Origin of the sequence: Streptomyces coeruleofuscus (genome assembly GCF_039532725.1) — a bacterium.
GTDB lineage: Bacteria > Actinomycetota > Actinomycetes > Streptomycetales > Streptomycetaceae > Streptomyces > Streptomyces coeruleofuscus.
In genome coordinates this window covers 268,535-280,663 of sequence record NZ_BAAASE010000004.1, presented here as the reverse complement: position 1 = coordinate 280,663, position 12,129 = coordinate 268,535, and the positions used below count along the sequence as shown (strand labels likewise).

At 69.9% G+C, this 12,129-nt stretch carries 9 protein-coding genes; 6 read left to right on the top strand and 3 right to left on the bottom strand.

All coding sequences use genetic code 11. From position 1 onward, the window contains the following. Positions 1-7 precede the first annotated feature (7 nt). On the bottom strand, positions 8-1,378 hold the full coding sequence (locus ABFX81_RS16670; RefSeq protein ID WP_086848712.1) for a DUF6716 putative glycosyltransferase: 1,371 nt from the start codon (positions 1,376-1,378) through the stop codon (positions 8-10). 198 nt (positions 1,379-1,576) lie between these two features. On the opposite strand from ABFX81_RS16670, the gene ABFX81_RS16665 reads away from it, so the two are divergent. The 4 genes from ABFX81_RS16665 (at position 1,577) to ABFX81_RS16650 (ending at position 6,213) form a co-directional block, all read left to right on the top strand. Continuing rightward, complete coding sequence (locus tag ABFX81_RS16665) at positions 1,577-2,563, top strand: glycosyltransferase family 2 protein (protein WP_059419255.1); 987 nt, start codon at positions 1,577-1,579, stop codon at positions 2,561-2,563. Continuing rightward, positions 2,563-3,894 (top strand): polysialyltransferase family glycosyltransferase, encoded by a 1,332-nt coding sequence (locus tag ABFX81_RS16660; RefSeq protein WP_086848710.1) that lies wholly within the window; start codon positions 2,563-2,565, stop codon positions 3,892-3,894. The genes ABFX81_RS16665 and ABFX81_RS16660 overlap by 1 nt, the downstream gene beginning before the upstream one ends. Positions 3,895-4,074: 180 nt before the next feature. Beyond that, on the top strand, positions 4,075-5,229 hold the full coding sequence (locus ABFX81_RS16655; RefSeq protein ID WP_428837185.1) for an acyltransferase family protein: 1,155 nt from the start codon (positions 4,075-4,077) through the stop codon (positions 5,227-5,229). Positions 5,230-5,292: 63 nt separating this feature from the next. Then, the gene (locus tag ABFX81_RS16650; protein WP_346138260.1) at positions 5,293-6,213 is read left to right on the top strand and encodes a class I SAM-dependent methyltransferase; all 921 of its coding nucleotides are present in this window, start codon (positions 5,293-5,295) and stop codon (positions 6,211-6,213) included. A 10-nt stretch (positions 6,214-6,223) separates the two neighbouring features. Here ABFX81_RS16650 and ABFX81_RS16645 read toward each other — a convergent pair whose 3' ends face one another. Beyond that, positions 6,224-6,874 (bottom strand): TetR/AcrR family transcriptional regulator C-terminal domain-containing protein, encoded by a 651-nt coding sequence (locus ABFX81_RS16645; RefSeq protein WP_086854982.1) that lies wholly within the window; start codon positions 6,872-6,874, stop codon positions 6,224-6,226. A gap of 82 nt (positions 6,875-6,956) precedes the next feature. Here ABFX81_RS16645 and ABFX81_RS16640 point away from each other — a divergent pair, with 82 nt between their 5' ends. Next, complete coding sequence (locus ABFX81_RS16640; RefSeq protein WP_086854981.1) at positions 6,957-8,354, top strand: FAD-dependent monooxygenase; 1,398 nt, start codon at positions 6,957-6,959, stop codon at positions 8,352-8,354. On the opposite strand, the gene leuE is transcribed toward ABFX81_RS16640, so the two are convergent. Next, positions 8,355-9,002, bottom strand: a complete 648-nt coding sequence (leuE, locus tag ABFX81_RS16635; protein WP_086854980.1) for a leucine efflux protein LeuE — start codon at positions 9,000-9,002, stop codon at positions 8,355-8,357. It abuts the gene before it with no gap. Positions 9,003-9,254: 252 nt separating this feature from the next. On the opposite strand from leuE, the gene ABFX81_RS16630 reads away from it, so the two are divergent. Then, on the top strand, positions 9,255-12,128 hold the full coding sequence (locus ABFX81_RS16630; protein ID WP_346138259.1) for a COR domain-containing protein: 2,874 nt from the start codon (positions 9,255-9,257) through the stop codon (positions 12,126-12,128). The last annotated feature ends 1 nt before the right edge of the window (position 12,129 follow it).

The following is a 12,129-nucleotide window of genomic DNA, read 5'->3' as shown; positions in this document are numbered from 1 at the left end:
GTGCGGCTCACAGCTCCCCCATCCGCCGGATGACGGGCGCCACGCGCTGCACGCCGTGCCGGTAGGCGCCGCGCGCCGCCCGGCGCACGATCTGCCGGACCGGGCCGGGCTCCCTGTCGGCGGCCGGCGCGCCGGGCAGCGGGGTGCCGTCCGGGCCGAGGTGATGGCGTGCGAGGATCCCGGGCAGGTAGCCGGGCGCGGTGACGGGTGTGTAGTACGGGGTCAGCGGCGGCAGGCCACCGGGCCGGTCGAGCAGCTTGGCGATGCGTTCGCGTGCCGCGTCGAAGGCGGACTCGTAGGAGCCGTCGGCCACGACGCCTTGCCGGGCGACCCACTCCTCGTCGGGCGCCGGCCGGTGCCCGGCGTCGAGCTGGTCCCAGGAGGCGAGGCAGCCGGAGCCCACGAAGTGGTGGTTGCCGAGGGCCTCACGGACGCCCAGGTCGGTCAGCACGACGGTCGGGATGCGGCGGTGCAGCGACTCCAGGGCGGCCGTGGAACTGACCGTCACGAGCAGGTCGGTGCGGTCGAGGACCTCGCCCATGTTCCCGTAGACCAGGCGGAAGTTGGCGGGCGGATCGAGGCGCTGCACCAGCTTCTGGTACGGCAACTCCTCGATGTGGGTGGTGTGTTCGCCCGGCCGGGACCGCAGCTTCAGCAGCACCTCGCGCTCGGGGTGCCTGCGGGCGTGCTGCACCAGCCGGTTCAGCAGGTACGTACGGTCCTTGCGGCTCTCCGGCACGGAGGGCTGGGCGGCGAAGACGACCGTGTAGGGCCTGCGCCCATGCTTCGCAGAGGGGTCGTGTTCCCCTTCGTAGGGCGCACCGCCGAGGAACGGCAGGGCCACCTCGGTCACCGACGAGGCGTCGGCGCCCACCCCTTCGTAGACGGCCCGGAAACGGTCCGCGTCCTGGCGGGAGTTGGCGAGGACCAGGTCCGCGCCGTGCCGCAGCAGCAGGCCGTCGGCGAGCTTCTCGTAGACGACACCGACGTAGCCGGTGACGACGACGGGCCGCGAGGTCCGGTTCTCCCAGACGCGCCCCAGGCCGTGCAGCATCGCCTGCACACCGCCGCCGACGAGGGCGAGGACGAGGACGTCGTAGGACTCCTCGGCCATGGTGCGCAGGAACTCGACGGCGGTGACCTCCCGCAGTGAGTCGGCGCGCACGCCCACTTCCTCCAGCTGGCGCGGCGTGGGCGTGGCCCGGCCGCGCAGCAGGAATCCGTCGAGGGCGGGGCCGACTTGCGCGCTCTCGCGCGGTCCGGTTTCCATGGACTGTCCCGGGGCGATGCGGTGCGCGGTGAGCGCACCCCATTTCCAGCGGGTGTCGGAGTCCGCGAGGACGGCGATTCGCGGGCGCTTCGGTGTACTTGCTGGCACGTCGAAGACGCTAGGAAGCAATTCCTAGGTATGGCGGAACCGCGACTCAACGAAAAGTTAACAACGCACCACCGGGAGCCGAACTGGCCCGTGGAGAACCGGGAAGTACACGGGGTGCACCGTTCTGACACATTGAGTTCACCCAGTGTATGTGCACCGGAAAGTTGCGGAGCCGGACGGGCTCCTAACGTTTTGCGGGTGCCTAAGCTTTCCGTGATCGTGCCGTTCTACAACGTGCAGCAATACGCCCCGGACACCCTCAGAAGCCTTCGGTTGAACGCCGACCGCGATTTCGAGTTCATCCTGGTCGACGACCATTCGAAGGATGAAACCCCGGCCATTCTCGAACGGGCGGCCGAGGACCTTTCGGATGTCGCGCAAGTGCGTTACATCCGACACGAGAAGAACGGGGGGCTCGCCACCGCCCGCAACACCGGCCTGGACGCGGCGCAGGGCGAGTACCTGACGTTCCTGGACGGCGACGACTGGCTGGCCCCCGGCTATCTCGCCGAACTGGTGTCCGCCCTGGACGAGTTGGGCTGCGACTTCATCCGCACCGACCATGTGCAGGCCACCGCGCGCGCCCGTTCCGTCTCCCGGGTCCCGGTCGGCCGCCGCTGGGAGGCCTTCGACCCGCGCGAGGCGATCCTCCCCTCCCACCGCTCGACCTCGGTGGACTACGCCTACGCCTGGGCCGGCGCCTACCACCGCCGCCTCCTCGACCGGGGCGTGCTCCACTTCACCGACGGGCTGCGCACGGCCGAGGACCGGCCGTGGATCTGGAAGCTGCACCGCGAGGCGGAGTCGTTCGCCGTGGTGAGCCTGCTGGGCGTGTTCTACCGGCGCGGGGTGGCCTCGTCCCTGACCCAGATCGGCGATGTCCGCCAGCTCGACTTCATCCGCGCCTTCGACCAGGTGATCGAGGAGACGGCCGCCGACCGTGAGGCCGACCGGCTGCTGCCGAAGGCGGTACGGACGTACTGCGCGATCATCGCGCACCACCTTTCCAACGAAGACAGGTTCGAACCGGCCGTGGCGAGGCAGCTGCGGTCGATGAGCGCGGCGGCCATCAAGCGCATGCCGCAGGACGCGCTCGGTGACGCACTGGAGGCCATGGACATGGACCGCTCGTCCAAGCTGCGGCGGCTGCGGCGCAGGGTCACGCCGGCGGGAGCGGCCGCCTGATGCCCGGGACCACACAGATCTTCTGCGCCTCGACGCTGTACGGCGTCGCCACCCTGGCCGCCGCGATCGACTCCGACCTCTTCGAGGAGCCGGACCGCCGGGTGCTGCTGGTGTTCAACAACTCCGCCAACCCGGAGACCACCCCGGCCCTCGACGAGATGCCGGGTTTCGCGCCGCTGCGCGAGCACTTCGACGACGTGCTGTCCTGGAACGACGCCATCCGCCCGTTCCACCCCGGGGCGTGGACGCCGCGCTCCGACGACATCCCGCTGTTCGAGCGCTATCTGCGGATGCTGTGGGGCCTCGGCGACGACCGGGTGAGTCTGGTGCTGGAGTCCATCCAGGTCGCGCCCGCGCTCACGGTGGCGCAGTTGTTCACCGACGCCCCCATCGACGTCTACGCCGACGGGCTGATGAGCTACGGCCCCACGCGCAACAAGCTCGACCCGTTGGTCGGCACGCGCGTGCGGCGGCTGCTGCACCTCGACCTGGTGCCGGGGCTGACGCCGATGCTGCTGACCGAGTTCGAGGTGCCGGCGCGTCTGGTGCCGTCGCCCGCGTTCCTGAAGGTGCTGGGCGAGGTCACCGAGACCGTCCCCGAGCTGCCCGACCTGCCCGGCGACGCGGCGCTGCTGCTCGGCCAGTACCTGTCGGCGCTGAACATCCTCTCCCCCGAGGAGGAAGAGGACCTGCACGTGCGGATGATGCGGGGCGCGGTCGCCCGCGGTCACCGCACGGTCGTCTTCAAGCCGCACCCGACCGCACCGGCCCGCTACAGCCGCGCCCTGGAGACCGAGGCCGAGAAGCTCGGCGTGGACCTCACCGTGCTGGACACGCCCGTGCTCGCCGAGGTGCTGTTCGAGCGGACCCGGCCCGCGCTCGTCATCGGCTGCTTCTCCACGGCGCTGTTCACGGCCTCGGTGTTCTACGAACTGCCGGTCGCGCGCATCGGCACCGAGCTGCTGCTGGAGCGGCTGACGCCGTACCAGAACAGCAACCGGATCCCCACCACCCTGGCGGACGCGCTGCTGCCCGACCTGGACGGCGGCAAGGACGGCGACCTGCTGCCGGCGGAGCTGCTGTCCGACCTGGTGACCGCCGTCGGGTTCACGATGCAGCCGCAGATCTATCCGGACCTGCGCCCGCGGGCGGAGCGGTTCCTCGCCCGCCATCTCGGTCCGCGCACCCGGCGCTACTTCAAGAAACGCCGTCTCACCTCGCTCGGGCTGCCCGGCGGTATTCCGCAGCGGCTGGCGTTCCTGCCCCGCAATTCCACGGCACGCCGGGTGGTCCGGCGGGCGCGGGCGCTGCGCAAGGCGGTGCGCCGCTGAGGCGGTCCCGCCCTGAGGCCGGGCTCGGCGACATCCAGATGAACCCATGGGGACCGGCAGGCGAAGGCTGACTCCGTCGAACGTTTTAGCGTCAACCTCCGCCCTAGGGTGACATCGGCGCCCTGCCCGCCCCTGGCGGCTCAGGTGAAGGACATACGAGCTACTACAGAGGTTTTCAGCGTGACCGAGACGGTCGTCAGCACCCCCAAGCCCCGGCCCGAAGTCACCGTGCTGGTCGAACCACCGGGCGCCACGACCGTCCCACCGCGCCGGAAGGACTCCGGCGGCCGGCTGCGCGCCCTGGACGGACTGCGGCTGGTGGCCGCGCTGATGGTGGCGGCCTACCACTACGGCGGGCGCGACGGCGAGGTCTCCGAGGCCTGGGGCAGCTCACCCAAGGAGCAGTTCCCGACGCTGCACGAGTACTTCGCCTACGGCTGCCTCGGCGTCCAGGTCTTCTTTGTGATCAGCGGGTTCGTGATCTGCATGAGCGGCTGGGGCCGGCCGCTGAAGTCGTTCTTCGCCTCCCGCGCCTCCCGGCTGCTGCCCGCCTACTGGGTGGCGGTCGTGCTCGTGACGGCGGTGTTCGCGCTGCCCATGGTGGCCTACAAGGCGGTCTCGCCGAGCGACGCGCTGGTGAACCTGACCATGCTTCAGATGCCGCTGGGCGTGGACCGGGTGCTCGGGGTGTGCTGGACGCTGTGGGCCGAGGTCCGCTTCTACGCGCTGTTCGCCCTGTGCGTCGTGCTCCCCGGGGCGAACCGCCGCCGGGTGATCATGTTCTGCGCCGGCTGGATGCTGGCGACGGTGATCGCGCAGAACGCGAACATGCCGCTGCTCGACATCGTCGTGATGCCCGAGTACGCCCCGTTCTTCATCGGCGGTGTCGGCCTCTACCTCGTCCACCTCGACCGGCGGGACGCCTACGGGTGGGGAATCGTCGCCGTGAGCTGGCTGATCGGTCAGCACTTCGCGGTGCAGAGCCTGTGGCACGCCCCCGACGCGGGCGGTTTCTCGTACCGCTCCTCGATAGGCATCGTGCTCGTCGTCACCTTCGGCTTCGTCGCGGTCGCGGCGATCGCGCTGGGCTGGCTGCGCTGGGCGAACTGGCGCTGGCTGACGGTGGCGGGGGCGCTGACGTATCCGTTCTACCTCGTCCACGAGCACCTCGGCTGGGTGGTGATCCACGCCCTGCACCGCGGCCTGGGTCTGCCGTCCGCGGCGACATTCGCCCTGACAGTGGCCTCAATGCTGGGGCTGGCGTGGTTGCTGAACCAGTATGTGGAGAAGCCGCTGACACCACGACTGAGGGCCCTGCTGGCCAAGGCCCGCTGAGCTGTTCACGGGACGTTCAACCAACCGTCGGTTTCAGCACCGCTCAGGGAGAAGGCTCGTCTCATGACCAACGCACAAGCGACCGACACGTACCCCGGCGAACTCGCCGACGTCCCGGGCTGGTTCCCGCCACTGGACCAGATGCTGTTCACCTGGTTCCTGGAGCGGCAGCAGAAGCAGGGCATGAGCGGAGACCTGCTGGAGCTCGGCGTCTACATGGGCAAGAGCGCGATCCTCCTCGGCCACCACCTCCAGGACGGCGAGCAGTTCACCGTCTGCGACCTGTTCGAGGGCGACGCCCCGGACGAGGCCAACAAGGCGGAGTCCACGAAGTCGTACGCCTCGCTCACCCAGCAGGCCTTCGAGCGGAACTACCTGTCCTTCCACGACACCCTGCCGACGGTGATCGCGGCCCCCAGCTCGGTGGTGTCCGAGAAGGTGGCCCCGGACACCTGCCGCTTCGTCCACGTCGACGCCTCGCACCTGTACGAGCACGTGTACGGCGACATCGGCGCCGCCCACGACATCCTGCTGCCCGAGGGCATCGTGGTCCTCGACGACTTCCGTTCCGAGCACACGCCGGGCGTCTCGGTCGCCGCCTGGGAGGCCGTCCTCAACCGCGGCCTGAACCCGGTCTGCCTCAGCACGCAGAAGCTGTACGGCACCTGGGGCGACCCGGAGCCGGTCCAGGAGGAGCTGCTCGACATGCTGCGGCAGCGCACGGACGTCGGGCTGAGCGTGCAGGAGGCGGCCGGGCACCGGCTGGTCCGCGCCCGCTCCAGGGGCATGAAGCCGCCGGCCTTCCCGCCCTCCCGGCACTACGTGGCACCGGTGCCGGCCAGTCCCCCGGCCGCCCCTGTCACCGAGTCCCGCGCGGCGCGCCCGGCCCGGCCCGCCCCCTCCCGGGCCCGCCGGCTCGCCAAGGACCTGCTGCCGCCCGTGGTCACCCGGGCCGTACGGCGGGCACGCGCGAAGCGGGCCTGACCCGGGGGTGTCATGAGACCCCGTACCGCGCCCCGATCCCCTCGATCACGAGGGCGAGTCCCTCCTCGAAGTGCCCGTCGTAGTCCTCGAAGATCTCCGCGCCCGCCTGGGCCGACAAGGGAAAGTCGGCCATCAGGCGGGCGCGTTCGTTCACGTCGTAGCCCTCACGCCGCTCACCCGGCAGCGGCTGGACGCCCTGCTCCTCGGTGACGAAGCCCAGCGTGTACAGATACGCCGTGGTGAGCGCCCGGACCGCCTGGGCGAGGGTGAAGCCGGCGGCCGTCAGCAGGCGCAGGTTGTCCTCCATCTGCCCGGCGTGCTCGATGCCGGTGAAGCGTGAGCCGCTGAACACCTTGGCGCCGTCCCGGTAGTCCAGCAGGGCGGCACGCAGCCCCCGGTTGGCCTTCAGCAGCCGTTCCCGCCAGGTGTCGTCCGGGTCGAGCGAGGCCCCGGCGACCATCCGGCGGTACATCTCCGTCGCCATCTCGTCGAGCAGCGCCTGTTTGTCCTTGAAGTGCCAGTAGAGGGCGGGCGCCTTCACGTCCAGTTCCCGGGCGATGGCGCGCAGGGTCAGGCCGTCGAGGCCCACCTCGTTCAGCAGCCGCAGCGCGGTGTCCGCGACCCGTCGGCGGTCCAGGGGCGCGCGTCGTTCCGTACTCACGCTTGACAATTTAACACCGTTAAGGCAACCCTCGGGGTTGGCAGCACTTAACGGCGTTAAGGAAAGAGTGGCTCAGGATCTCATGGACACGGACGTACTGGTGGTGGGTGCGGGCCCGAGCGGTCTGGCGCTCGGCATCGATCTCGCCCGGCGTGGGGTGGCCGCGCTGGTGGTCGAGCGGGCCGGGGCACTGTTCCCCGGTTCGCGCGGAAAGGGCATCCAGCCGCGCACGATGGAGGTCTTCGATGACCTGGGCGTACTCGACGCGATCCGCGCGGCGGGCGGCCCCTACCCGGTGGGGATGATCTGGCAGGACGGCAGGCGGACGGGCGAGCACCGGATGTTCGACCCTGCGGAGGAGAGCGAGGACTCGCCGTACATCGGGCCCTGGATGGTGCCGCAGTGGCGCACGCAGCAGATCCTGCGGGCACGGCTTGAGGAGCTGGGCGGGAAGGTGGCCTTCGGCCGGGAGGTCGTCGGCCTGACGCAGGAGGCGGACGGGGTCCGCGCGGAGTTCGCCTCCGGTGAACCCGTCATCGCCCGGTACGCCGTCGCGGCGGACGGCGGCCGCTCGACGGTGCGTCGACTGCTCGGCATCGGTATGACGGGCGAGACCGTCGACCCGAACCCGACGCTGGTGGCGGACGTCCGGATCACTGGCCTGGACCGGGACAACTGGCACATCTTCCCGCCGGGCGGCGACGGCGACGGCTTCCTCGCGATCTGCCCGCTGGCCGGCACGGAGGACTTCCAGCTGGTGGCGCGGTTCCCGGAGGGGACGACCGTGGACCTCTCCCTGGAGGGCGTACGGAAGGTCGTCGCCGCCCGCTCGCACCTCGCGCCGGAGGCCGTGACCCAGATGCGGTGGGCCTCGGACTTCCGCCCCCGGGCGGCCCTGGCGGACCGCTTCCGCTCCGGGCGGGTCTTCCTCGCCGGCGACGCGGCGCACGTGCACTCCCCGGCCGGCGGCCAGGGCCTCAACACCAGCGTCCAGGACGCCTACAACCTGGGCTGGAAGCTGGGCGCGGTGCTGACGGGCGGTGCGCCGGCGTCGCTCCTCGACACCTACGAGGAGGAACGGCGGCCGATCGCCGCGGACATGCTCGGCCTGTCGACGAGCGTCCACCGCGGTCAGACGCGGCGCGGCGCGGCGACCCGCCAACTGGGGCTCGGATACCGGGACTCGTCACTCACGCGGGAGACGCGTACCGTCCCGGGCGCCCTCCGGGCAGGCGACCGCGCACCGGACGGCGAGCTGGACGGCGTACGGCTCTTCGACGCCTTCCGGGGACCGCACTGGACGCTGGTGGCGGTGGGGACGGAGGCACCGGCGCTGCCGGAGCCGGTGCACGGGGTCAGCGGGGCGGAGCAGGCGACGTACGGAAAGGGCCTGTTCCTGGTGCGGCCGGACGGCTATGTGGGCTGGGCGGGCGAAACGGGCGACGGACTGCGGCAGTACCTGGGGCGCGCCGGGCTCTAGTCACGCACTCGCGAGGGACAACTTCACGGCGAACCCGAGGAACAGCGCGCCCGCCGCCGAGGTCACCCCCGCCGACAGACGCCTCCGGCGGCGGAAGGCGGCAGCCAGCCTGGTGCCGCCGAATATCAGCGCGCTGAGGTAGAGCACGCTGGCGAACTGGGCGAGAGCGCCGAGGACGACGAAGGACAGGGCGGGATAGGCGTACCCGGGGTCGACGAACTGCACGAAGAAGGCGACGAAGAAGAGGATCGCCTTGGGGTTCAGCAGACTGACCACGAAGGCACGGCGGAAGGGCCGCTCCCCGGCGGGCGCGGAAGCCTCCGCACCGGAGGACCGCTCCGCACGCGTCCGCCACATGCCCCACGCGGCCCGCAGCATGCCCACGGCCAGCCACGCCAGATAGCCGGCCCCCGCGTACTTCACGATTCCGAACAGCACGGCGTTGGCCTGCAACAGGGACGCGACCCCGGCCGCCGACAGCGTCATCAGCACGGCGTCCCCGCACCACACCCCGGCCGCGGCGGTGTACCCGGCACGCACACCGAGCCGGGCGGCGACGGACAGGACGTACAGGGAGTTGGGACCGGGCAGCAGAACGATCAGGACGAGGCCCGCCAGGTAGGTGGGCAGATCGATGACACCGAACATGGAAGGGAGTGTCGCACGAGGGAGCCATGCCCTCAGGTTCCCGGAATACCCTGCCTTGAAATGGCCTGGTCCCTACAGTGTGCCGCAGGGGGGCTTGCGGTCCCGGTGGCACGAACAGGGCGGGGGCTACAGGTGAGTTCGGTCGACGACGGCAACGTCAGGCGTGCGCAAGAGCTGATTCAGCGGTGCCGATTGTCAGGGGAGCTGGACCTCGATCTCTCCGGCCTCGCTCTGAGGGAGGTGCCGGAAGCGGTGGCCGAACTGCGTCACCTCAGAAGCCTCAAACTCGACGAAAACCGGCTCGAAGAGTTACCCGAGTGGATCGGCGACCTCACCGAGCTCACCGAGCTGTCGGCCGAGCACAGCAGGCTCGTGACTGTTCCGGGGTCCATCGGCAGCCTGGCCCAACTGAACAGGCTCAACCTGGACTTCAACACTCTGCGCGCTCTGCCGGACAGTCTCGGTAATCTGAGCCGGCTGACCGAGCTGAGGCTTTACGCCAATCGTCTCTCCTCGTTGCCCAGCACGTTCCGGAACCTCACCGGACTCAACTTCCTCGCTCTGGGCCACAACCTGCTCGAAGCCCTGCCCGAGGGGTTCACCGATCTCGTCGGGCTCACCACCGTGTGGCTGAACGACAACTGGCTGACGACCCTCCCCGAGGAGTTCGGCCGCCTCACGCGGCTCCGTCGCCTGGAACTGGCCATGAACGGCCTCGTGCAACTGCCCGAAAGCATGGGCGGCCTGCGACAGCTCGCGAAACTCGGGCTTGACGGCAATCCCCTGACCAGCCCGCCCCCCGAGGTGGTAGCCGCCGGTGCTCAGGGTGTCGTCACGTTCCTCGCCGAGACGAAGGCCGACCCCGTCCGCCAGTGGTCGTCCAAGGTCGTCGTGGTCGGCGAGGGCCGAGTGGGGAAGACATCGCTGTTGCGTGCACTGCGCGGCGAGACCCACAATCCGAACGAGGACAGCACCCACGGGCTCACCGTCAGCACGCTGGACATGCCGCATCCGCATCCCCCAACCGGGGAAGACGTGACCATGCAGCTGAGCACGTGGGACTTCGGCGGCCAGGAGATCTACCACGCCACTCACCAGTTCTTCCTGACCGACCGTTCCCTCTTCCTGTTGCTCTGGGACGCGCAGATCGGCTGGGAGGGCAGCAAGCTGCACTACTGGCTGGACATGATCAAGGCCCGGGCCCCGCAGGCCCCCGTGGTGCTCGTCGCGACGCATCTTGGCCCGAGGCCCCCGGACCTGCCCCTCGACGAGTTGCAGGATACCTATCCGGGGCTGATCGTCGAATGTCTCAGCGCGGACAGCGCGACCGGGGTGGGGGTCGCGGACGTCGCTGAGGTCATTCGGCAGCAGGTCGCCCGGCTGCCCCTGATGGGCGTGACCTGGCCCCGGACCTGGCTCCGGGCCGCGGACACAGTACGGGCGGCCGAGGAGAAGCACATCACGCCCGAGGGACTGAACGATCTACTCTCGGCGGCCGGCGTGCGCGAGCCCTCGCACCAGGCCTCGCTCACCGCGGCGCTGCACAGCCTCGGCGACCTCCTCTACTACCCGCAGGACGAGGAGTTGTGCGATCTCGTCGTCCTGCGCCCCCAGTGGCTGACGGCCTACATCAGCCGAGTGCTGGATTCCGAGGAGGTCCTCAACGAGGGAGGCCTGTTCCACCACGCCTTCGGAGCGACGCTCTGGAGGGACGTCGAGCGTTCCATGCGGCGGCACCTCATCCGCATGATGGAGAACTTCGACCTCTCGTACCGGACCGAGGACCAGACCGCGAGTCTCGTGGTGGAACTGCTGCCGTGGAACCCGCCTCCCTACCAGGACGAGTGGAACTCCCCGGAGCGCCTTCGCCAGCGTGAACTGCGCCTCAGATACCGGCTGCACACGGTTCCCCCGGGCATCCCCACCTGGTTCATCGCCCGCGAGCATCGCTTCTCCACCCCTGTGCGCTGGCGTTCGGGAGCTCTGCTGAAGCATCCGGACGGTGTGCACGCCGCGCTGGTGACAGTGGACCGCCACGCCAAGACAGCCGAGTTGCGTGTACGGGGTTCGTATCCGCACGACTTCTTCGCCGTCCTCAAGGACGGGTTCGAGCAGACGCTCCAGCGCTACCCCGGCCTCGACATCACACGTCTTGTGCCCTGCCCTCACCGGAACGAGGACGGGACTTTATGCCCGCACGAGTTCCGTCACGAGCAGTTGCGGGCCCGGCTCGACCGCATTCCTCCTCTCGAGACCATCGAGTGCCCCGAGCACCTGGAAAGCGTCGAGGTGTCCTTCCTGCTCCAAGGCATCGAGCGGCCGGCCGCCGACCGGTCCGAACAGATGACACGGCAGGTTCTCGCGAAACTCGACCAGCTGGAGATCATCGGACAGCGTCAGCACGCCGAGGTCCGCGGCGGGATTGAACAGACCCGGGCCGAGGTGTCCGCCATGGTCGCCGAGCAGCAGCGGGGCTTCCTCGAACTGCTGCGCCGCGGGCAGAGCCAGCAGGAGGCCATCTGCCCCAGCGTGGTCTGGGTACGCCGCGCTTCGCGCCGCGAGGCCGGGCGCCGGTTGCGGCCCGGGGACGTCTTCCAGCTGCATCTGTGCTGCGAGGCGCCCGGCGAGTGGCACCTGCTGGAAGGAGCCGAGCCCTACGAGGTGCCCGCTGACTCAGACTTCACGCGGGTCGTGCTGCCGTACGTGCACCAGTCGCTCAAGGTGCTCAAGTACGTCGTGCCCGTGCTCGGAGCGGCCCTCGGAGCGGCGTCCGAGGACCTGGGCAAGGTGATGAAGGACGACCTCGATCTGATGAAGGCGCTCCTGGACGGACTTCCCCCGGAGGCCCGCAGGCAGCTGAGCGACCGGGAGTCACAATCCATGGTCGTTGCAACGGATCATGCCGAGTACCGGGAGTTGCACGCCCTGCTCAAGCGGCTCGACCCCGAGGAGCGCTGGGCCGGGCTGAACAAGGTGACCACTCCCGAGGGGCCGACGTACTGGCTGTGCCGGGAACACGCGCGGTTCTACCGTCAGGGCGTGCTCGCCGTGGATGCCGGACACCAACCCGCCGTCCTGCCCTCACCGGCCCGCATCGTCGATGCCCTGCCTCAGCAGCAGGCCTGAG

Excerpts from the sequence above, each read along its gene's own strand:
- ABFX81_RS16640 (WP_086854981.1), top strand. The coding sequence starts at position 6,957 with ATGGACACGGACGTACTGGTGGTGGGTGCGGGCCCGAGCGGTCTGGCG.
- ABFX81_RS16650 (WP_346138260.1), top strand. The coding sequence starts at position 5,293 with ATGACCAACGCACAAGCGACCGACACGTACCCCGGCGAACTCGCCGAC.
- leuE (WP_086854980.1), bottom strand. The coding sequence starts at position 9,002 with ATGTTCGGTGTCATCGATCTGCCCACCTACCTGGCGGGCCTCGTCCTG.
- ABFX81_RS16660 (WP_086848710.1), top strand. The coding sequence starts at position 2,563 with ATGCCCGGGACCACACAGATCTTCTGCGCCTCGACGCTGTACGGCGTC.